This window comes from Pseudomonas cannabina (assembly GCF_900100365.1).
In the GTDB taxonomy this organism is placed as follows: Bacteria; Pseudomonadota; Gammaproteobacteria; order Pseudomonadales; family Pseudomonadaceae; genus Aquipseudomonas; species Aquipseudomonas cannabina.
Window position 1 is genome coordinate 2,278,797 of sequence record NZ_FNKU01000001.1, and the last position, 20,121, is coordinate 2,298,917.

Annotated in this window: 31 protein-coding genes and 1 tRNA gene; 22 read left to right on the forward strand and 10 right to left on the reverse strand. The window is 57.6% G+C overall.

Annotated features, from left to right (window positions below):
* Positions 1–317 precede the first annotated feature (317 nt).
* The 19 genes from BLT55_RS10685 (at position 318) to BLT55_RS10770 (ending at position 10,505) form a co-directional block, all read left to right on the forward strand.
* The gene (locus tag BLT55_RS10685) at positions 318–719 is read left to right on the forward strand and encodes a hypothetical protein (protein ID WP_054999272.1); all 402 of its coding nucleotides are present in this window, start codon (positions 318–320) and stop codon (positions 717–719) included.
* Positions 716–916, forward strand: coding sequence for a hypothetical protein (locus BLT55_RS10690; RefSeq protein WP_054999271.1), 201 nt, complete (start codon positions 716–718; stop codon positions 914–916). The genes BLT55_RS10685 and BLT55_RS10690 overlap by 4 nt, the downstream gene beginning before the upstream one ends.
* Positions 913–1,101 carry a hypothetical protein gene (locus BLT55_RS10695; protein ID WP_054999270.1) on the forward strand — a complete coding sequence of 63 codons (189 nt, stop codon included), beginning with the start codon at positions 913–915 and terminating at the stop codon, positions 1,099–1,101. The genes BLT55_RS10690 and BLT55_RS10695 overlap by 4 nt, the downstream gene beginning before the upstream one ends.
* A 16-nt stretch (positions 1,102–1,117) precedes the next feature.
* The gene (locus BLT55_RS33440; RefSeq protein WP_167359956.1) at positions 1,118–1,279 is read left to right on the forward strand and encodes a hypothetical protein; all 162 of its coding nucleotides are present in this window, start codon (positions 1,118–1,120) and stop codon (positions 1,277–1,279) included.
* 55 nt (positions 1,280–1,334) lie between these two features.
* On the forward strand, positions 1,335–2,492 hold the full coding sequence (locus tag BLT55_RS10705; RefSeq protein ID WP_054999268.1) for a hypothetical protein: 1,158 nt from the start codon (positions 1,335–1,337) through the stop codon (positions 2,490–2,492).
* 10 nt (positions 2,493–2,502) lie between these two features.
* A complete protein-coding gene (locus BLT55_RS10710) occupies positions 2,503–3,285 on the forward strand; it encodes an ERF family protein (RefSeq protein ID WP_054999267.1) in 783 nt (260 codons plus the stop codon).
* Complete coding sequence (locus BLT55_RS10715; RefSeq protein WP_054999266.1) at positions 3,269–3,886, forward strand: lambda exonuclease family protein; 618 nt, start codon at positions 3,269–3,271, stop codon at positions 3,884–3,886. Before BLT55_RS10710 ends, BLT55_RS10715 begins: the two co-directional genes overlap by 17 nt.
* 8 nt (positions 3,887–3,894) lie before the next feature.
* Complete coding sequence (locus tag BLT55_RS10720; RefSeq protein WP_054999265.1) at positions 3,895–4,389, forward strand: single-stranded DNA-binding protein; 495 nt, start codon at positions 3,895–3,897, stop codon at positions 4,387–4,389.
* 10 nt (positions 4,390–4,399) lie between these two features.
* Positions 4,400–5,080 carry a hypothetical protein gene (locus BLT55_RS10725; protein WP_054999264.1) on the forward strand — a complete coding sequence of 227 codons (681 nt, stop codon included), beginning with the start codon at positions 4,400–4,402 and terminating at the stop codon, positions 5,078–5,080.
* A gap of 84 nt (positions 5,081–5,164) precedes the next feature.
* Positions 5,165–5,476, forward strand: a complete 312-nt coding sequence (locus BLT55_RS10730; RefSeq protein ID WP_054999263.1) for a hypothetical protein — start codon at positions 5,165–5,167, stop codon at positions 5,474–5,476.
* A gap of 95 nt (positions 5,477–5,571) precedes the next feature.
* The gene (locus BLT55_RS10735) at positions 5,572–6,078 is read left to right on the forward strand and encodes a hypothetical protein (RefSeq protein WP_208601279.1); all 507 of its coding nucleotides are present in this window, start codon (positions 5,572–5,574) and stop codon (positions 6,076–6,078) included.
* Complete coding sequence (locus BLT55_RS33730; RefSeq protein WP_208601280.1) at positions 6,075–6,344, forward strand: hypothetical protein; 270 nt, start codon at positions 6,075–6,077, stop codon at positions 6,342–6,344. The genes BLT55_RS10735 and BLT55_RS33730 overlap by 4 nt, the downstream gene beginning before the upstream one ends.
* A 163-nt stretch (positions 6,345–6,507) precedes the next feature.
* Positions 6,508–7,062: a hypothetical protein gene (locus BLT55_RS10740; protein ID WP_054999261.1), complete on the forward strand. Its 555-nt coding sequence runs from the start codon at positions 6,508–6,510 to the stop codon at positions 7,060–7,062.
* Positions 7,063–7,271: 209 nt separating this feature from the next.
* Positions 7,272–7,709, forward strand: a complete 438-nt coding sequence (locus tag BLT55_RS10750; RefSeq protein WP_054999260.1) for a hypothetical protein — start codon at positions 7,272–7,274, stop codon at positions 7,707–7,709.
* Entirely contained in the window at positions 7,709–8,047 is a 339-nt protein-coding gene (locus BLT55_RS10755; protein WP_054999259.1) for a hypothetical protein, read from the forward strand. Before BLT55_RS10750 ends, BLT55_RS10755 begins: the two co-directional genes overlap by 1 nt.
* Positions 8,044–8,232, forward strand: coding sequence for a hypothetical protein (locus tag BLT55_RS10760; RefSeq protein WP_054999258.1), 189 nt, complete (start codon positions 8,044–8,046; stop codon positions 8,230–8,232). The genes BLT55_RS10755 and BLT55_RS10760 overlap by 4 nt, the downstream gene beginning before the upstream one ends.
* Positions 8,233–8,280: 48 nt before the next feature.
* A complete protein-coding gene (locus BLT55_RS10765) occupies positions 8,281–9,015 on the forward strand; it encodes a metallophosphoesterase (RefSeq protein WP_054999316.1) in 735 nt (244 codons plus the stop codon).
* A 39-nt stretch (positions 9,016–9,054) separates the two neighbouring features.
* Entirely contained in the window at positions 9,055–9,456 is a 402-nt protein-coding gene (locus tag BLT55_RS33965; RefSeq protein ID WP_223862743.1) for a hypothetical protein, read from the forward strand.
* The gene (locus tag BLT55_RS10770) at positions 9,342–10,505 is read left to right on the forward strand and encodes a tyrosine-type recombinase/integrase (RefSeq protein ID WP_223862744.1); all 1,164 of its coding nucleotides are present in this window, start codon (positions 9,342–9,344) and stop codon (positions 10,503–10,505) included. Before BLT55_RS33965 ends, BLT55_RS10770 begins: the two co-directional genes overlap by 115 nt.
* A gap of 78 nt (positions 10,506–10,583) precedes the next feature.
* On the opposite strand, the gene BLT55_RS10775 is transcribed toward BLT55_RS10770, so the two are convergent.
* The 9 genes from BLT55_RS10775 to thrS all read right to left on the reverse strand — a co-directional run bounded on the left by BLT55_RS10775 (position 10,584) and on the right by thrS (position 18,030).
* Positions 10,584–10,660, reverse strand: a tRNA-Pro gene (locus BLT55_RS10775).
* A gap of 84 nt (positions 10,661–10,744) precedes the next feature.
* A complete protein-coding gene (locus BLT55_RS10780; protein WP_003382396.1) occupies positions 10,745–11,101 on the reverse strand; it encodes a MerR family transcriptional regulator in 357 nt (118 codons plus the stop codon).
* Positions 11,082–11,384, reverse strand: a complete 303-nt coding sequence (ihfA, locus tag BLT55_RS10785) for an integration host factor subunit alpha (RefSeq protein WP_002553164.1) — start codon at positions 11,382–11,384, stop codon at positions 11,082–11,084. The genes BLT55_RS10780 and ihfA overlap by 20 nt, the downstream gene beginning before the upstream one ends.
* 3 nt (positions 11,385–11,387) lie before the next feature.
* Positions 11,388–13,766: a phenylalanine--tRNA ligase subunit beta gene (pheT, locus tag BLT55_RS10790; protein WP_054999256.1), complete on the reverse strand. Its 2,379-nt coding sequence runs from the start codon at positions 13,764–13,766 to the stop codon at positions 11,388–11,390.
* 28 nt (positions 13,767–13,794) lie between these two features.
* The gene (gene pheS / locus BLT55_RS10795) at positions 13,795–14,811 is read right to left on the reverse strand and encodes a phenylalanine--tRNA ligase subunit alpha (protein WP_054999255.1); all 1,017 of its coding nucleotides are present in this window, start codon (positions 14,809–14,811) and stop codon (positions 13,795–13,797) included.
* A gap of 104 nt (positions 14,812–14,915) precedes the next feature.
* A complete protein-coding gene (gene rplT, locus BLT55_RS10800) occupies positions 14,916–15,272 on the reverse strand; it encodes a 50S ribosomal protein L20 (RefSeq protein WP_002553161.1) in 357 nt (118 codons plus the stop codon).
* Positions 15,273–15,301: 29 nt separating this feature from the next.
* On the reverse strand, positions 15,302–15,496 hold the full coding sequence (rpmI, locus tag BLT55_RS10805; protein WP_002553160.1) for a 50S ribosomal protein L35: 195 nt from the start codon (positions 15,494–15,496) through the stop codon (positions 15,302–15,304).
* A 60-nt stretch (positions 15,497–15,556) separates the two neighbouring features.
* Positions 15,557–16,108: a translation initiation factor IF-3 gene (infC, locus tag BLT55_RS10810; RefSeq protein WP_170846037.1), complete on the reverse strand. Its 552-nt coding sequence runs from the start codon at positions 16,106–16,108 to the stop codon at positions 15,557–15,559.
* Positions 16,108–18,030, reverse strand: a complete 1,923-nt coding sequence (gene thrS, locus BLT55_RS10815; RefSeq protein ID WP_054999254.1) for a threonine--tRNA ligase — start codon at positions 18,028–18,030, stop codon at positions 16,108–16,110. Before thrS ends, infC begins: the two co-directional genes overlap by 1 nt.
* A gap of 359 nt (positions 18,031–18,389) precedes the next feature.
* On the opposite strand from thrS, the gene BLT55_RS10820 reads away from it, so the two are divergent.
* Together BLT55_RS10820 and BLT55_RS10825 are read left to right on the forward strand one after the other, a co-directional pair.
* Complete coding sequence (locus BLT55_RS10820; RefSeq protein ID WP_054999253.1) at positions 18,390–18,695, forward strand: hypothetical protein; 306 nt, start codon at positions 18,390–18,392, stop codon at positions 18,693–18,695.
* A 295-nt stretch (positions 18,696–18,990) separates the two neighbouring features.
* Positions 18,991–19,203 carry a cold-shock protein gene (locus tag BLT55_RS10825; protein ID WP_002553156.1) on the forward strand — a complete coding sequence of 71 codons (213 nt, stop codon included), beginning with the start codon at positions 18,991–18,993 and terminating at the stop codon, positions 19,201–19,203.
* Positions 19,204–19,269: 66 nt separating this feature from the next.
* On the opposite strand, the gene BLT55_RS10830 is transcribed toward BLT55_RS10825, so the two are convergent.
* Positions 19,270–19,608 (reverse strand): I78 family peptidase inhibitor, encoded by a 339-nt coding sequence (locus BLT55_RS10830; RefSeq protein WP_007249858.1) that lies wholly within the window; start codon positions 19,606–19,608, stop codon positions 19,270–19,272.
* 305 nt (positions 19,609–19,913) lie between these two features.
* Here BLT55_RS10830 and BLT55_RS10835 point away from each other — a divergent pair, with 305 nt between their 5' ends.
* Entirely contained in the window at positions 19,914–20,108 is a 195-nt protein-coding gene (locus BLT55_RS10835; RefSeq protein WP_042913058.1) for a hypothetical protein, read from the forward strand.
* Positions 20,109–20,121: the final 13 nt, after the last annotated feature.

Sequence of the window (20,121 nt, forward strand, 5' to 3'; positions counted from 1 at the left end):
CTGAACCCTCTCTGGTGCCTGTATGGCCTCTATCCGTTCTTGAGTGTTCAGTCGAAGGGGTTCACCAACACCATCCGCCTCGGAGGCGAACATGAACTTTCAGCCACCAGATCCTCCAGAGTTCGGGCACTGCCTGAGCTGCAAGCGTCACATTCACCTCAATGACGAGCGCGGCGACCAATGCATGGACTGCTGCGAAACAGAATCCACCGCTGGTGCTGACGAAAACGGGATTCGACCCGCAATCTCTGAGGATGGCGCCTATCGGTTCAACCCGTGGACCGGGCAACACGAATAACCCTGCCCTGGAGGCAATCATGAACGCAGCAGCAAAGGTGTTGCCTCCTACAGGCACGCCGAATATCCCGCTTACCAATCCCCAGCGACTCTGGATCGAGAACAGTTCAGACCTGCTGATTCAGGGTGCTGACATCAAGTTCAAGCGACGCGGACACCCCGAGCGGTCGGTGACTCACGCAGAGTACCTGACCGCCCTGCAAGACCATCTGAACCAACGCCAGATCGACGGTGAGGACCGGGAAGACCTGTTTGCACAGTTGGTGCTGGGCAACTTCTTCGGCAGGGCCAGCGGCTCTCTGGCGGGCTACCTGATCGGCACCAGGCATCCGCGCGGCAAGCTTTTTGAGATTGCAGAGGGCCTTTTGCGGCCCCTTGCTGCAGACGGTGTCATTGCTGACTTCGAGGACGCCGAACTGTGACCATCAGCGCGCACGTCCTCATCGACAAGTTCATTGATGTCATCGGTGATTACGACAGCCCCGATCCTCTCGGTATTGAAGCGCTGCGCCGGATCACTGCTTTCTGGCTCGACAACGCCATCACCCTCGAAGAATTCAACCATTACTGCGCCCGTCAGCGGAAAGCTGTTCTGTGTGCGCCAAGGAGAGCGGCATGAGCACACCGATTGTTCCGTCGTTGATCGACGAGCAGCTGGCCGAGGTCGCTGGAACTGATCCTGCTGATGTGATTAAGCGCGCCGAACGGTTGGGATTTATTGGCTGGCCGATAAAGTCATACCGTGAGCCACGGGGCCTGTGGGTCCATCGCTACTGTAAGGATCAACGCAATGCGAATTCCTGACCCGATACAAATTTCCATGAGTCGCGCAGACCGACTGGCTGATCAGTACGTCGACGAGAACACCTGTATGGAGTGTGGCAAGAAGGTCGACTACGAGCTGCTATGCCCGTCACAAACCGGCGATGGACCAGCCGTCTGCGTCGAATGTCTTGGTTTCGACCCTTTCGCACAGCAGTAACCCCTTCCCTATTCAATCGTAGCGCCCCGGCAACGTCATGGCGCAAGGAGCAACTATGTCCGCTACTCAGAAAGTCGTCACTATTGACGACATCAGCGCCGACAACGCCCCGGTTATCTATGTCACTGGCGGCCTGAACCAGTTCCTCAAGGCTGTTACCGCAGAGGTCACTGCCGAAGTACCGGACCTGACCACCCGCAAAGGTCGTGACCGCATCGCCTCGCTGGCAGCCAAGGTCAGCAAGTCGAAAACCGCCGTCGAGAAGCCGGGCCGAGATTACCTGAAGCGCCTGAAGGAAATGCCCAAGGTCGTCGAGACCGAGCTGCGAGAGTTCGTCACCAAAATGGATGCGCTGCGTGACGCTACTCGCAAGCCCCTGACCGACTGGGAAGAGGCGAACGACAGGCGGATTGACTCCCACAACGACGGCATCCAGCGCATCAAGGACCTGGCGGTGTTCGCCGAGACGCCGACCGCCGCGCACGTCGCCCAGATCATTGCCGATCTGGAGCTGGTAGTGATCGACGAAAGCTGGGAAGAGTTTTTGGCAGAAGCGGCGCAAGCCAAAGACCGGTCGCTGGCAGTCCTACGCGCCCTTTTGTCTGACCGCACCAAGCACGAAGCAGAGCTGGCAGAGATTGCCAAGTTCAACGCGGAGAAGGCCGAGCGCGAGCAGAAAGAGCGTGACGCCGAGATCGCCCGCCAAGCCGTTGAGCGTGCGCAGCGTGAAGCCGAACAGAAAGCACAGGCCGAACGCGAAGCCGCTGCACGCCGTGAGCAGGAATTGAAAGATCAGGCCGAAACCCAAAAGCGCGCCGCCGATCAGAAGCTCCGCGATGCTGAGGCAGAAGCCGAGCGCCAGCGCTTACAGATAAAGCTGCAGGCAGAGCAGGCTGAGCGCCAGAAGCTTCAGGCCGAACAGGATCGGATTGCAGACCTTCAGCGTGCCGAGAGCGAGCGCGTCGCCGCCGAGCAGCGTCAGGCCGAAGCTGTAGAGCGTGCGCGCCTGGCCGAGGTGCAGCGGCAAGAAGACGCCAAAGCCGAAGAGATGCGCCAGCAGAAAGCGCGCGAAGACGACAAGGCGCACAAAGGTGCGATCTACAAGGCCGCAAAGGAAGCGTTCATGGATAACAACATGACCGAAGAATGTGCTCGCCTCGCTGTGAAGTTAATCGCCAGCGGCATGATCCCGAACATCAAAGTCACTTACTGAGGCGGACCTCATGTCTACCGAAATCATCATGCCCGAGCAGCGTCGCCAAGCAGTGACGCCGATCAGTTCGGACACAAGCATCATGGCGGTGATCAGTCGCGCAGCCTCCGACCCAGCCTGCGACATCAACAAGCTTGAGCGACTGATGGAAATGCATGAGCGCATGCAGGCTCAGACAGCAAAACAGCTGTACGACGAAGCGCTGTCGCAGATGCAGGAAGAAATGCCGATGATCGGCGAGCGCGGCGGGATCAAAGACAAAAACGGCCGAATTCAAAGCACCTACGCGCTTTGGGAGGACGTTAACGAAATGATCAAGCCGGTGATGGCCAAGCATGGTTTCGCCATCACCTTCCGCACGCCGCGTAACGAGCGAGGCATCGAAGTCGAAGGCGTGCTGAGTCATCGCGCCGGACACCGAGAGAGCACGTCCATCGTTCTGCCTGTAGATGCGACTGGCAGCAAGAACGGCGTTCAAGCTGTTGCATCGAGCGTCAGTTACGGCAAGCGCTACACCGCCGGGCTTCTACTGAACATCACCACCACCGGAGAGGATGATGACGGCAATGGCCCGGCCGCCCAGCTCACTCCGCGAGTCACATCCGTTCAGGCTGCCCAGCTGGCAACTCTGCTGGAAAAGTGCAGCGAAAAGGCCAAGGAAGCGTTCAAAAAAATCCACGGTGCTCCGGCCTCTGTCGAGAAAGCGGTATTCGACAACGTGCTGGGCATGCTGACCAAGTCAGCTGCACAAAACTCCGCAGCACAAGGGGGCGCTGATGAAAATAATCACTGATATCGAGCAAGGCACGACGGAATGGCTGGCATTGCGCCTGGGCATCATCACCGCGTCGGAGTTGGAATGCTTGCTGGTCAACGGCAAGGGTCAGGCCGGTTTCGGGGTGGCGGCATTCACCTACATGGACCAGCTGATTGGTGAGCGCATAACCGAGGAGGCGGCAGAGCTGCCTTTCCAGACCAAGGCGACAATTCGCGGCCATGAGCAGGAGCAGACAGCTCGAAGCCTGTATGAGGCTCGCGAGGAAGTCACCAGTCGCGAGGTCGGCATCATCCTCAACCACGGCATCGGGTATTCGCCGGACGCGTTGATCGGCGATTCTGGGCTGATCGAGATCAAGACGAAGCTTCCAAAGTTTCAGGTGGGCGTGATCCTGTCCGGCGAGGTCCCGAAAGAACACGTCGCCCAGTGCCAGGGCGGCCTGTGGGTGTCCGAGCGCGAGTGGATCGACTTCATCAGCTACTGGCCGGGCATGCCACTGTTCGTCAAGCGCCTGTACCGGGACGAGGCGCTGATTCGGAAGATCAGTGAGCGCGTCCAAACCTTTTACGAAATCCTCGACGAGCGCATGAATCGTGTTCTCGGCATCGCCGCATAGGAGGGCTCATGGCTCGCGGAGTAAACAAAGTCATATTGGTCGGCACATGCGGCCAAGACCCAGAAGTTCGCTACCTGCCCAACGGCAACGCGGTAACCAACCTGAGTCTGGCCACCAGCGAACAGTGGACCGACAAGCAGACCGGCCAAAAGGTCGAAAAAACCGAATGGCATAGGGTTTCGCTTTTCGGGAAAGTGGCGGAAATCGCCGGGGAGTACCTGCGCAAGGGCTCGCAGGTCTACATCGAAGGCAAACTGCAAACCCGCGAATGGGAGAAGGACGGCATCAAGCGCTACACCACTGAGATTGTAGTGGATATGCAGGGCACGATGCAGCTCTTGGGCGGAAGGCCCCAGGAAGGCCAGCAGCAGGGCCAGCGCCCAGCGCAGCAATCACGGCCAGGCAATCAGGACAGCGCGGCGCGGCAACAGCCACGGCAGCAGCAGGCGGCGCCGCAGCCTGCCGCCGACTTCGATAGCTTTGATACCGATATACCATTCTGAGGGGTAACCCATGATTTCACTGGAACTGAGCATGGTGCGGCACAACAGCGCCGCATCCGCCCGCCTAGCTGAAGCGACCGAGGCGTACATGCGCAGCGGTGGTGTGATTCACGAACTGAGCATCACCCGCGGCGTGTCCCTCACCTTCAATGCCGAGACAATCGCCTACGGATACAAGGCCAGCACGGCCGATCACGAACGCAAGGCTCGGGAAGCGCTGGAACTTGAGCTTCGAACCGCAGAAAGGTTGAGGGCCTATGTAGGGCTCGGCTTGAAGCAGGCGTCGGCCGATCTGGGTATCAGCGCCAAGCGACTGGGGCATATCGCGGCGGATCACGGAATTGTCTTTGCCGTCGCCAAACCTTCATCAGCTCTGGCAGAAAAGCGAGCGGCCGAGGCATTGATTGCGCCGGATATCGTCCGTCGATTTGCCGAGAAAGCAACTCAGCAGGATGTCATCCGGGAGTTCGGGCTGTCGCCTGATCGGCTGCGCAGGATCGCCAAGGAACACTCTATTGCACTGCCTGGAGCAGTGAGCGTGGAGGCTGACCGACAGCTGATTCCGCGCATTGAAGCGTTCCGGGATCTGGGCATCCCGCGCACGACATGCGCCAAACGACTCGGGATCAACCAGAAGACCCTGCTGCGAATCCTCGATACCTACGGCGTCAGCTATCCGGTGCGCTCTTGATCAGGCGGCTGTCTGCAAAGGTCCGCCGCAACAGGCGCGCCGAACAATTTCACTTGCCGCCCAGCGGCTACACGGAGCTGATAAATGGCCCTTAACCAGAAACAGCGGAACGAGCGGACGGCGCTCAAGCGGCAGAAGGCCGGGGAAGAGGAATTGCGGCTCAGAGTGCGGCCCGGCACGAAGCAGGCACTGAGTGAGCTGATGGCATGGGCTGGCATCGAGGAACAGGGCGAGGCGCTGACTCTGATGATTCACCACCTGCACAACCTCGGACCGGGCGGAGCGCTGCCGATGCTTGAAATCCCGCGCCACGAAATCACCGTATCGCCAACTGTGGAGCACAAGCTTCAGCTCGCCTACAACCGCGAAGCGCTGCGCATCTGCAGCGACGATTGAACCCCAACCCTCACCTATTGCGCTGAACGCCTCGGCAGGCGGGCGGCGGTCCTTACCCAATTAAACGACTCACGCCACCCCGGCGAGGATGAACCATGCATTCGAAAAATATCGCCATCTTCCTTTGCGACCTCACCGGCGTGATGGCCAAGCCGTGGGTTGAGGCTGGATACCATGCCATCTTGGTGGATCCACAGCACCCGGCCGGCGTTAATACCGAGGGGCTGATAACTCGGGTTGGTCACATCATCGATCACCCGGAAACATGGCTGGTACTGAGAGATGCGATTTCGTCGGGCTGCGTCCGCTTCGTGGCCGGGTTCCCGCCATGTACTGATGTCGCGGTGTCCGGAACGCCTCATTTTGCAGCCAAGGCTGCCAAAGACAAGTTCTTCCAGGCTAAGGCCGCGCTGATCGCTGAGCAGTGCCGGGTGATCGGTCAGCTGTCAGGTGCGCCATGGTTTTTTGAGAATCCAGTGAGCGTCTTCAGTTCGATTTTCGGAAAGCCAAATCACACCTTTCACCCGTACCACTTTACCGAGCTCAACATCGACGACAACTATACGAAGAACACTTGTCTTTGGTCAGGGGGGGGTTCGTGATGCCCGAGCGCAGCATTGATGATCGGGTGTTGGCGTCGATCGAGCACTGCAAGGAATGGCTGGGCAAGTTCATGCCAAAGCCAAAGGCCATGGCCCTGATGCCGATGCATGCAGCGGAGCTGAAGTGGCTTCCTGACGACAGGATTCACAAAGCCCCGCCCGGCCCTGACAGGGCGAACTTTCGCAGCACTACTCCCGAGGGCTTTGCCCGCGCTGTATTTGCTACCAACCACCGGCACTCGGAAAAGATGGTGAAGGCAGCATGACCTCAGCCCACCAACCCACAACGCTACAGCCCACCCCTGCCCCGTGGTTCGCCGCAAAGAGTGGCGGCGATATCTGCGGCAAGTGCCGCTCCCACGGAAACCACAAGGCCTGCTCCAAAGCGCGTCAGGCCCGTTATGCGCAGAGCGCGAAGGAATCGAAATCATGAAAACCGAATTCAAGCTGGTGCCGGTTGAGCCGACCGATGAAATGACGATCGCAGGAGGGATGGCTTGCCAATACGTGCCGGATTGGGAGGCGTCACTGGTCTACGAGGCAATGCTCGCCGCAGCCCCTCAGCCTCCAGCGCTCGGCGGGGAGCTTGGAGCTTTACTTGACCAATTGGATGACTACATCGCCCGTATCAACGGTGACGATAGAGGCTCAGACGGCTCCGTGAACGAGTTACGCGCCCTACTCGCCCAGCCAGCCGATCAGCAGGGCGAGCCTTTTGGGTACTGGTGCGAACCGCATGGCCTGCCGCTTCTTGGCATATTCAATAAAACGGTAGAGCCGAACAGTGGTTCGCACTGCAATGTAATCGCACTATACCGCCACGCCCAGCCCGCCACGGCGAAGGTGGTGCTGCCGGAGCGCCTTGACCTACCGCATCGTGACGAGTTTGAAAGCGCCGACCAGCATGCAGCTGCGACTGGCGAGACCAAGGTTTGGAACGCCTGCCTCGATGAAGTCGCCAAGCTGAACGGCGGCCAGACATGACCCGCCAGACAATCTGCTGGCGCGCAGCGGCCCAGGCGGTGCCGAAACAACCGAGTATCACCGCCGAAAGGCCGATACTTGAACTCATAAAGCGCTTCTCCAAGGGTTTGACAGGGCCTCACTTTTGCCCGGTGCGACCGAACACCCCGCAGTAACCACCCCCTCTCAATCAATTCAATGTCAGCCGCGTGTGCGGCAAGGACGAAGTCATGCCCGAAGAAAAGCAAAAGCTTGGCCCGGACCACTACCGATATGTCGATGAGCTTGACCCAAAAGGCCTGGAGGTTACCTGCAAGCGCTACGTGGTCATCGGTGAGACTGATCAGTGCTGGTACATCATCTCCGAATTCCACGACAAACTTTTCGGCGGGTCGCAACGCGAATCCCTGCTGAAACAGTATCGCAAGCGAGTGCTCAAGGATGGCGGCGAACACGGCCGGCGATTCGCTTACATCACCAAGGAATTGGCTCTGCGCTCTTACAAGCAACGCAAGTCCTGGCAGGTTCGCCATGCCCAGCTTTCCCTTGAGCGCGCCAAGGCCGCAATTGCATATTTCGGCGATGTAAGGACCGAAAGCACCACACCACCCGACAGCTTGTTGATCCCCTGCGAATACATCCAGGACATGAACTGGAGCGAGTACTGATGATCAGCCACACCAAGGAAAAATGGCTCGTAGACCGTCAGGACTACTGCATCTGCGTCGAGCGCGACGGTGAGCCGCTGGAAATCGCCACTATCGGCGCGATGGACCATAACGGCATCAAGCATGTGATCGGCGACGAAAGCTGGGCGAACGCATATCTGATGCGCACCGCACCAGAGCTCTTGAAGGCTCTCGAAGCGATGCTCGCCAAAGCCTACAAGCAGAACTGGAACGATCAGTACCCGGAGCTGCTTGAGCAGGCAGAAAAAGTAATTGCGCTCGCGAAGGCTGGATCAGCGCCCGGCGATGGCGGTGAGTCAGAGGATATGGAGCTTTGATTTTTCGTAAAGGCTGGCTGCGCAGAAAGCTGGAGGCAGGGCTGATCCGGATCGCAGCCCGAATCCTTGAAGGCCGCAATGTCGCCCGCTCTGCTGTTGTCTCACGCCGAGACAATAACGACATGAGTTACATGGCCGAGAAGCTGGAAGCCATCGCCGACCGAATCTCCCGCCAGTACCCATAACCCCCTTCCCTACAGAGCCTGCCGGTGATCGGCGGGCGAGGTGTGCTCATGCTCGAAACAATAGAGGTGGTGCGCATTAAGCGCTTCGCCGAAAACACGGCTGGCCGCGATTTCGCGGTTGGCGACATACATGGGCACTTCACTCGGCTGCAGGCCGCGCTAGATGCTGCCGGTTTCAACCCTGCCGTAGATCGGTTGTTCAGTGTTGGCGATCTGGTTGACCGTGGGCCGGAGTGCGAAGACGTGATCAAGTGGCTGAACAGGCCCTGGTTTCACCCGGTGCGCGGCAACCATGACGATTATGTCTGCCGTTTCGATACCTGCGACATCGGCAACTGGATGTACAACGGCGGCACCTGGTTCGTGGGCCTACCACTTGACGAACAGAAAAACTATCAAGTCATGTTCGACGAGCTGCCAATCGCCATTGAGGTGGAGGCCGCGGACGGCTTGGTCGGCATCGTCCACGCTGATTGCCCCTTCCCGTCATGGGATGAGCTGCGCGCGGAGCTGGAGAGTCCGCTGACGCGAAAGCGCCTGAAGCTGGTTCACAACACCTGCATGTGGTCGCGCAACCGGATTCAAGATGCTGACGCCTCTGGCGTGTCAGGCATCAAGGCGCTGGTCGTGGGTCATACCCCGCTTCGGCAGCCGGCCATCTTGGGAAACGTTTACCACATCGATACAGCAGGCTGGATGGATGGTCATTTCACGCTGCTGGACCTGGCAACGCTTCAGTGCAACCCGCCGATCAACCCTTTGCTCAGTCACGACTGGGAATAACCCCTTCCGCCGCCCAGCGCGGCCCGGAGCAGTACCTCTATGGCAAATAAATCTGCCGCCAAGCTCCCGCTCGCGCCGCGCTTCATTCGAGCGGGAGAAGCACCCGCTTACCTGAGCATGAACCTTGCCCTTTTCAACACAATCGTCCGGCCCTTCGTGAACGAGTTCCCTATCGGTGAGCGCGGTGTCGGCTTCGACCGGCAGGAGCTTGATGAATGGGCATCGTCCTACGTGGCAGCCAAAGCGATTGATAAAAAAGGCGCGCCGGAGCAACAATTGCCCCGCAGCGAGCGCCAGAAAGGAGATACACAATGGCGCGAAAAACGATCACCGGGCTCTCCCAAAGGAAAGGGCTCTGGCATATCGATAAGAAAATCAACGGCGAGCGACTTTACGAATCTACTGGCACAGCTGACCGACAAGAAGCAGAACGCTACCTGATTCACCGACTTGAGCAGATCCGGCAGCAGAAGGTCTACGGGGTTCGCCAAGTTAGGACCTGGCGTGATGCTGCAATGAAATTTCTGGTGGAGATCAAGGACCAGCCGTCTTTCAAGTTGTCAGCGCATCACCTCTCTCAGCTTGATCCATTCATTGGCGACATGCCGTTGACCCATATCGATGATCAGGCTCTTGAGCCATTCATCAAGGATCGGCTGGCGACCAAGAAGCTTGCGGACGGCAAGGTGAAAAAGGGAGTGAGCAATCGCACGGTGAACATCTCGATTGAGCGCGTGGTTCGGGTTTTGTCGTTGTGTGCCAGGAAGTGGCGAGACAGTGAGCGAAGGCCATGGCTGGATAGCGTGCCGATGCTCTCGAAGCTGGAAGAGAGGAAATCAAGCCGAAAGCCCTACCCGATGTCATGGGAAGAGCAGTCGATTCTTTTCGGGGAATTGCCAGCTCACCTGCAGACGATGGCTTTATTCAAAGTGAACACTGGCTGTCGCGAGCAGGAGGTCTGCAAATTGAGATGGGAGTGGGAGATCGCGGTGCCGGAACTCAACACCAGCGTATTTCTAATCCCGGCCGACTTCGGCGGACGTCATGCGAGATCAGGCGTGAAGAATGGCGACGAACGCTTGGTGGTGCTCAATAGCGTGGCAAAGTCGATCATCGAGAAGCAGCGCGGCGTGAGCAAGGACTGGGTGTTCCCATTCAATGACACGGCAATGCATCGGATGAACGATTCTGCCTGGAAAAAGGCACGGGTTCGCGCGGCGAAACTCTGGCAGGAGAAAAACCTTCGCCCCGCACACCCAGGCTACCTATCGATCAGGATTCACGATTTGAAGCATACCTTCGGCCGTCGCCTGCGCGCGGCAGGCGTTACCGAGGAAGATAGGAAGGCCTTGCTCGGCCACAAGAACGGCAGCATCACCAGTCATTACTCAGGCGCTGAGCTTGGGCATCTGATTGAAGCTGCGAACATGGTATCAGCTACCGATTCACGCGGACCGGTGCTGACTATTTTGAAGAGGAGGCAGGCATGAAAAACCAACGAGTCACGCAAAAGTCACGCGCATGAAAAAGCCCAACCTTCTCAGATTGGGCTAAATCATTGAATTATATGGTCGGGACGGAGTGATTCGAACACTCGACCCCTAGCACCCCATGCTAGTGCGCTACCGGACTGCGCTACGCCCCGACTAGGCGTGTATCTGTTTTGCAACCTGCGAAAACGTTGAGAAATATACCCTAAGCATTTGAATTTTGGAAGTATCTTGCTCGATTACGCCTTGAGCATGACCAGTACGTCTTCCAGTTCGGCAATCATCTCCCGAATCATTTGCTTGTACTGCTGGGTATCGTCCTTCGGTTCGCCGGCGGTGAGACGCAGGCGGGCTCCGCCGATGGTGAAGCCCTGATCGTAGAGCAAACCGCGGATCTGGCGGATCATCAGCACGTCAAGGCGCTGATAATACCGGCGGTTTCCGCGTCGCTTGACGGGGTTGAGCTGAGGAAATTCCTGTTCCCAATAACGCAGAACGTGCGGTTTTACCGCGCAGAGCTCGCTGACCTCACCGATGGTGAAGTAGCGTTTGCCAGGGATCGGCGGCAGCTCGTCGTTATGACTTGGTTCCAGCATATGCCTCAACTCGGGCCTTCAACTTCTGCCCTGGACGAAAGGTGACAACACGGCGCGCCGTGATCGGAATTTCTTCTCCGGTCTTGGGATTTCTCCCAGGCCGTTGGCGCTTGTCTCGCAGATCAAAGTTGCCGAAACCTGACAACTTCACCTGCTCGTTATCTTCCAGAGCGTGCCTGATTTCTTCAAAAAACAGTTCGACCAGTTCCTTGGCTTCCCGTTTGTTCAGGCCCAGCTCTTCGTACAGACGTTCGGCCATCTCAGCTTTCGTCAGAGCCCCCATACGCTACTTCCTTAACGTGGCGTTTAACCTCTCCTCAAGCGAGGTGAGGATAGCAAGTGTCGTTGCGTTTACCTCATCGTCATTAAGAGTGCGCGATGGATGCTGCCAGGTCAAGCCGACTGCAAGGCTTTTTCTATGTGGATCAATGCCTTTACCCTGGTAAACATCAAATAACCTGAGGTCCGTGAGCCACTCGCCTGCATTTTCACGGATTACGTCCAGAACGGCACTGGCTGAAACGTCACGATCGGCCAGCAACGCCAGGTCGCGGCGCACTTCAGGAAAGCGCGACAGCTCGTGGAATTTCGGCAAACGACCTGTAGCAACTTCGGCCAGCACCAGCTCGAAAACGAACACCGGACGATCCAGACCCAGGGTTTTCGACAATTCCGGATGGATGGCGCCCAGAAAGCCGACTTCACGACCGTCGCGCAAAATGCGCGCAGTCTGGCCAGGGTGCAAGGCTGGATGCTGACCCGGCGTGAAGGTGAATTCACCCAACGCACCGGCAAAACCCAGAACCGCTTCGACATCGGCTTTGACGTCGAAGAAGTCGACGGCATCGCGACCTTGCGCCCAGCCTTCCGGCAGGCGGCTGCCGCATACCACGCCGGCGAGCATCGGCTCTTGCTTCAAACCATCGAGTTGGCCGACGAAGCGCAGGCCGCTTTCGAACATGCGCACGCGATCCTGCTGACGGTTGAGGTTGTGCTGCAAGGCTTTGACCAGCCCCGGCCACAACGAGGCGCGCATGGCGGCCATGTCGTTGGAGATCGGGTTGGCCAGCAGCAGTGGCTTGGCGCCCGGCGTGAACAGTTCGAACCACTTCGGGTCGATGAAGCTGTAAGTGATGGCTTCCTGATAACCGCGCGCAACCAGCAGACGACGCAGCTCTGGCAGATCGCCTTTGGCTTCGGCCTTGGCTTGTGGAGCGAGACGTGCTTGCGGGTAACGAACCGGCAGACGGTTGTAGCCGTATAGACGCGCCAGCTCTTCGATCAGATCGACTTCAAGGCTGATGTCGAAACGATGACTTGGCACGTCTACACGCCACTGGCCGTCGGCTTCGGCAGACACTGTCAGGCCAAGGCCTGTCAGCAGACGCTCGATCTCGGCGTTCTCGATGACCAGACCGAGCATTTGCTCGACACGGCTGGCACGCAGCGTAACCGGCGCAATCGACGGCAGGTGCTGCTCGCTGACCACTTCTATGACCGGACCGGCTTCGCCACCGGTGATTTCCAACAACAAGCCAGTGGCCCGCTCCATCGCTTCACGGGCCAATTGCCAGTCCACACCACGCTCGAAACGGTGTGAGGCATCTGTGTGCAGGCCGTAGGAGCGAGCCTTGCCCGCCACCGAGATGGTGTCGAAGAACGCGCTTTCGAGGAAGATATCGCGAGTACCAGCCGTGACGCCGCTGTGCTCGCCGCCTATCACGCCGGCGATGGCCAGTGCGCGCTGGTGGTCGGCGATGACCAGTGTGTCGGCACGCAGGCTGACTTCCTGGCCGTCGAGCAGAACGAGCTTCTCGCCCTCCTCGGCCATGCGCACACGGATGCCGCCGTTGATTTCGGACAGATCGAACGCATGCAGTGGTTGACCCAGCTCGAGCATCACGTAGTTGGTGATGTCGACAGCGGCATCGATGCTGCGCACATCGGACCGACGCAGGCGCTCGACCATCCACAGCGGAGTCGGACGCGACAGGTCGACATTGCGGATTACGCGGCCCAGGTAACGCGGGCACGCCGCAGGAGCCAGCACTTCAACCGGACGCACTTCGTCGTGCACCGCGCTGACCGCTGCAATCTGCGGGCGGGTGACTTCGGCGGCATACAGCGCGCCGACTTCACGGGCAAGACCAGCCACTGACAGGCAATCGCCACGGTTCGGGGTCAGGTCGACCTCGATGCTGGCGTCGTCCAGGCCCAGATAGACACGAATGTCCTGACCGACCGGCGCATCAGCCGCCAGCTCCATCAGGCCATCGTTGCCCTCACCGGCCTGTAGTTCGGCAGCGGAACACAGCATGCCGTTGGACTCGACGCCGCGCAGTTTGGCTTTCTTGATCTTGAAGTCGCCCGGCAGCTCGGCACCGATCATGGCGAACGGAATTTTCAGGCCCGGACGCACATTCGGCGCACCGCAGACGACCTGAAAGGTCTCGCTGCCATTGCTGACCTGGCACACACGAAGCTTGTCGGCATCAGGGTGTTGCTCGGTGCTCAGCACCTCGCCCACCACGACACCGGTGAAAACGCCGGCGGCCAGCGTCACGCTGTCAACCTCAAGACCGGCCATCGACAGACGAGCAACCAGCTCGTCGCGGGAAACCTGCGGGCTTACCCAGCCACGCAGCCATTGTTCACTGAATTTCATCCTGCTCTCCTGAAAGGTTCGTTACGACTTAGCGAAATTGCGCGAGGAACCGCAAATCGTTGTCGAAGAACAGGCGCAAATCATTGACGCCGTAACGCAGCATGGCCAGACGTTCTACGCCCATGCCGAACGCGAAGCCCTGAAACTCTTCAGGATCGATGCCGGACATGCGCAGCACGTTCGGGTGAACCATGCCGCAGCCCATGACCTCCAGCCAGCCGGTCTGTTTGCAGACGCGGCAGCCTTTGCCACTGCACATCACGCATTCCATATCCACTTCCGCCGACGGCTCGGTGAACGGGAAATACGAAGGACGGAAGCGCACGGCCAGTTCCTTCTCGAAGAACACCCGCAGGAACTCTTCGATGGTACCTTTCAGATCGGCAAAATTGATGTCGCGATCGACCAGCAGACCTTCGATCTGGTGGAACATTGGCGAGTGGGTGATATCGGAGTCGCTGCGGTACACACGGCCTGGGCAGACGATGCGGATCGGCGGCTGCTGCGATTCCATCGTGCGGACCTGTACCGGCGAGGTATGGGTGCGCAACAGCATGTTCGCATTGAAATAGAAGGTGTCATGCATCGACCGGGCCGGGTGATGGCCTGGGATGTTGAGCGCCTCGAAATTGTGGTAGTCGTCTTCGACTTCCGGGCCTTCGGCGATGCCGTAGCCAATCTGCGTGAAGAACTGTTCGATACGTTCCAGAGTGCGGGTAATCGGGTGCAGACCACCCGAGGTCTGGCCACGGCCCGGCAAGGTCACGTCGATGCATTCGGCGGCAAGCCTGGCAGTCAGTTCTGCCTGCTCGAACGAAGCCTTGCGTGCATTGAGGACCTCTGTGACACGCTCCTTGGCAACGTTGATCAGCGCGCCGACGTGCGGACGCTCTTCAGCCGGCAGGTTCCCCAGGGTCTTCATCACCTGAGTCAACTCGCCTTTCTTGCCGAGGTAGTGAACCCGGATTTGCTCCAGGGCATTGATATCTTCGGCGCTTTGCACAGCCTCAAGAGCTTGAGAGACCAGCGCGTCCAGGTTTTCCATGTACAGACTCCAGATACAAAATAGGGGAAGAGCTGAAGGCTCTTCCCCTATTTATGACGTTTAACACCGACCCCGGAAAACCGGGGCCAGTGATTGTCGGGGACTTAGGCCAAAGTGGCTTTAGCTTTCTCGACAATCGCAGCAAACGCCGCTTTTTCGTTCACTGCCAGATCAGCCAGAACCTTACGGTCGATCTCGATGGACGCTTTTTTCAGGCCGGCAATGAAACGGCTGTAGGACAGACCGTTAACACGAGCACCAGCGTTGATACGAGCGATCCACAGAGCGCGGAACTGACGTTTTTTCTGACGACGGTCACGGTAGGCGTATTGGCCTGCCTTGATTACCGCTTGCTTGGCAACACGGAATACGCGTGAACGCGCGCCGTAGTAGCCTTTTGCAAGTTTCAGAATTTTTTTGTGACGCTTACGGGCAATGACGCCACGCTTTACACGAGCCATGAGTTACTTCCTCTATATCTTGATCAAAATTAACGAAGGCGCAGCATGCGCTCGACTTTTGCCACGTCAGACGGATGCAGCAAGCTGCTACCGCGCAGTTGACGCTTACGCTTTGTCGACATTTTGGTCAGGATGTGGCTCTTGAAAGCGTGTTTGTGCTTGATGCCGTTAGCAGTTTTCAAAAACCGCTTAGCTGCACCACTTTTAGTCTTCATCTTTGGCATGTTCGGATACTCCGCATTCAGTTGATAAATATAACCACAAGGCCTGCCGTGCCCTGGTGGTTATTTCTTCTTTTTCGGGGCGATGACCATGATCAGCTGGCGTCCTTCCATCTTAGGATGCTGTTCGACGGAACCGTATTCGAGCAGGTCACCTTCAACCCGCTTCAACAGCTCCATACCCAGCTCCTGGTGGGCCATCTCACGACCGCGGAATCTCAACGATACCTTGGCCCTGTCCCCGTCACTCAGGAAACGTACCAGGTTGCGTAGTTTTACCTGGTAATCCCCTTCCTCCGTCCCTGGACGAAACTTGATTTCTTTAACCTGGATCTGCTTCTGGTTTTTCTTCGCTGCAGCAACCTGTTTCTTCTTCTCGAAGATCGATTTGCCGTAATCCATCACACGGCAGACCGGAGGTACTGCGTCGGCAGAAATCTCTACCAGATCCAGCTTCGCCTCTTCGGCTATACGAAGCGCTTCATCAATCGAGACGATGCCAATCTGCTCGCCGTCAGCGCCAATTAAACGAACCTCGCGGGCCGAGATATTCTCATTGATCGGGGCCTTGGGTGCAGCTCGTTTATCTTGTCTCATTTCACGCTTAATAATAATTACTCCGTATCTTGGCGACCACGCCGGGAAACCGCTTGTGCGAGGAATTCAGCGAACTGGGCGACCGGCATCGAGCCAAGGTCAGCGCCTTCACGTGTACGCACAGCGACAGTTTGCATTTCAACTTCCCGATCTCCGATGACGAGGAGATAAGGAACCTTGAGCAAAGTATGCTCGCGGATTTTAAAGCCGATCTTTTCATTTCTCAAGTTGGACTTGGCACGAAACCCGCTTTCGGCCAGAGTTTTTTCCACTTCAAGGGCAAAATCGGCCTGTTTGTCAGTGATATTCATGATCACAGCCTGCGTCGGCGCCAGCCAGGCTGGAAACGCGCCTTCGTAATGCTCGATCAGAATTCCGATGAAACGCTCGAACGACCCAAGAATGGCACGATGCAACATGACCGGATTCTTGCGACTGTTGTCTTCCGAAACGTACTCGGCACTCAAACGGATCGGCAGATTGAAGTCCAGCTGCAAAGTGCCGCACTGCCATACCCGGCCGAGACAGTCCTTGAGGGAAAACTCGATTTTCGGCCCGTAAAACGCGCCTTCGCCCGGCTGCAGATCATAAGGCAGACCTGCGCTGTCGAGCGCCGAGGCCAGTGCCGATTCGGCACGATCCCAAAGCTCGTCGGAGCCTACACGCTTTTCAGGGCGAGTGGACAATTTGAGTTCGATATCCTTGAAACCGAAATCGGCGTAGACAGCCAGCGTCAGCTTGATGAACGCGGCGGACTCGGCCTGCATCTGATCTTCGGTGCAGAAGATATGCGCGTCATCCTGCGTGAAACCACGTACACGCATGATGCCGTGCAGCGCACCCGACGGCTCGTTACGGTGGCAGGCGCCGAACTCGGCCAGACGCATCGGCAGCTCGCGGTAGCTTTTAAGGCCCTGATTGAACACCTGCACGTGGCACGGGCAGTTCATCGGCTTGATGGCGTAGTCGCGACTTTCGGACTCGGTGGTGAACATGTTGTCAGCGTAGTTGGCCCAGTGCCCGGATTTTTCCCACAGCGAGCGATCGACCACTTGCGGGGTCTTGATCTCAAGGTAGCCGTTTTCACGCTGCACTTTGCGCATGTACTGCTCGAGCACCTGATACAGGGTCCAGCCCTGCGGGTGCCAGAACACCATACCCGGCGCTTCTTCCTGGGTGTGGAACAGACCAAGACGCTTGCCGATCTTGCGATGGTCGCGTTTTTCGGCTTCTTCGATCCGCTGGATGTAGGCAGCCAGTTGCTTCTTGTCCGCCCAGGCGGTGCCGTAAACGCGCTGCAACTGCTCGTTCTTAGCATCACCGCGCCAGTAGGCGCCCGACAACTTGGTCAATTTGAAGGATTTCAGGAAGCGGGTATTCGGCACGTGCGGACCGCGGCACATGTCGACGTATTCTTCGTGATAGTACAGGCCCATGGCCTGCTCGTTCGGCATGTCTTCGACCAGGCGCAGCTTGTAGTCTTCGTGACGGGCGGTGAACACCTCGATCACTTCGGCGCGCGGGGTGACTTTCTTGATGACGTCGTAATCTTTTTCGATCAGCTGCTGCATGCGCTGCTCGATCGCCGCCATGTCGTCAGGCGTGAACGGGCGCTCGAAGGCGATATCGTAATAGAAGCCGTCGTCGATCACCGGGCCGATGACCATTTTTGCAGTAGGATACAACTGCTTGACCGCATGCCCTACCAGGTGAGCGCAAGAGTGACGGATGATTTCCAGTCCTTCCTGATCCTTGGGGGTGATGATCTGCAGGCTGGCATCGTTTTCGATCAGGTCGCAGGCGTCGACGAGCTTGCCGTTGACTTTACCGGCGACGGTGGCCTTGGCCAGACCGGCACCGATTGAAAGCGCGACATCGGCTACGGAAACCGCATGATCGAATGAACGTTGACTGCCGTCGGGAAGAGTAATAGTTGGCATGGCGCCTCCTCTCCTAGTGGTGACCCCTACCAAAGGTCACGTGGGTTGGGATGAGCCAGTACGTGACTCGGTGGTGTGCCTGCCTCACAGTGGCAGGAGCCTTGCGGCAAACCTTGAACCGAACCAGATGACTGGAGTGTACGAAAATCTGCCTGCGTCGCACCCAAAGCCATCAGCGCTGGGGACACTTGAAAATAACAGGACGCGCATCCTAGCACAGCCGACTCGCCACCGGTCGAACATCAACGCAAATCAGGCCAAATAACACACCCTCTGAACTGACGGGCAGCCTGAACATCTGAACCAGTCGAGATTCGCTACGTTTCTTTATCAATGAAAGTCAGCAAAAGGAGAACACCATGAAGTTTTCTCGTCTGTCCGCCCTCCTCGCCTGCGCCACTGTTCTGGCCCCATGGGGTGCCCAGGCTGCCATGGATAAACCTGCGCACGACAAATTCACACAAGAGTGCGTCGCCGCTGCCAAACAACAGAACCTGAATACCAAAACCGCCGCGGCTCATTGCGAGTGCAGCGCCAAGGTGGTGAATGAGAAATTCACTCCGGCAGAAATCGCGTCCCTCAGCGACACCAAGACTGCGCCAGCCCCTGGACTGACTCAAAAACTGCAGAAACTGGTCACCGAAAACTGCACCCAGGCAAAATAATCAAATTTTTTAACGGGAGTGAAAAGCTCGCTTGAACCGCTGACAGCAGCACGCCCCCGCTCGCCTGAAAGCCATATGAAACGTGGCTTTCAGGGCGCCTTACAGTGACTGAAAATCGCTCAGACCGAGATATCACTTAGCCAGCTTTCGCGTATGACGCCTTGCATACATACGACCTTTGGGTAAAGAGATCACCTTAGTAGCTGTCTTTTTGCACATTTCGACTATGATAGGCCGGTGTGCCCAGTTGGCCTGAGCAGCACGTTACTGAAAATTATGTTTCTGGAGATACACCATGTCTAATCGCCAAACCGGCACCGTAAAATGGTTCAACGATGAAAAAGGCTTCGGCTTTATCACCCCACAGGGTGGCGGTGACGACCTTTTCGTACACTTCAAAGCAATCGAAAGCGACGGTTTCAAAAGCCTGAAAGAAGGCCAGACCGTTTCTTTTGTTGCTGCTAAAGGCCAGAAAGGCATGCAAGCAGAACAAGTTCGGGTTGACTGATTCACCTGATGTAAAAAAACCCCGTCACTGACGGGGTTTTTTTATGCGTGAAGCAAAAGCGCTGCCTCAGCCGCAGTTGATGCGCGTGACTTTTCCAGAGGCGTCGGTGTTGACGTTGACACGCTCGGAGCGGTACTCAAGCGTGACCATGTCGTCAGGCCCGAGGATGCGTGCGTCTTGCGAGCCCGAGCGAGTGCGTACTTGCTGCAAGAGCTCGATGGAGGCCGGTTTGCCGATTGCGAACTGGGCGAGCGCTGCATCACAGCGACCCGGTACGACATTGCTGGCTGGCGCGTCGGCTTTGACAGGTGCCGCTTCAGCGCTGGAATCGGAACCAGTACTGCTGCATCCGGCCAACAGCGATGTCACGACCACAAAACCCAATGTTGCGAACTTCAGGGGCATACACCCTCCTGTGCCAATAAATATTTCCAGACCTGGTCCGACCGCGTCAAAACGCGTTGGTTGCAAACCCGGCGCCACAGGCCGCCTGTAACCTGTTGATCTGTCAGGCGCGAGAGTCTGCCTTGGGATGACGTGCGATGCGCGGGTAAATCGTCACAAAACGTTTATCGGCAGCGTCATTGAAAACGCTCATCGACGTGATGCGTAAGTAGAAGTGTCAAACGGTGTAGGGGATGGTTTACTACATGCGACGCGAACGCCTTGAAGCGGATAGCGTCATGCGTGACCTTTCACTGGAGACAGACATGACAGCCATCGCCATCGAAGCAGACATCAAGGCCAAATGGCCTCAGGGCCACTGCTCGCACAGCCCGGCAAACCCGGAAGAATTGATGATTATTGCCGTTGACCTGCTGATCAAGGAGCTGGGCACCGATGGCGCCCGCACCTTCATCAGCCAGGTGCTCAGCCGGTATACGCCAGCCAGGCTGCCTGCCTGATGCTCTGGATCAA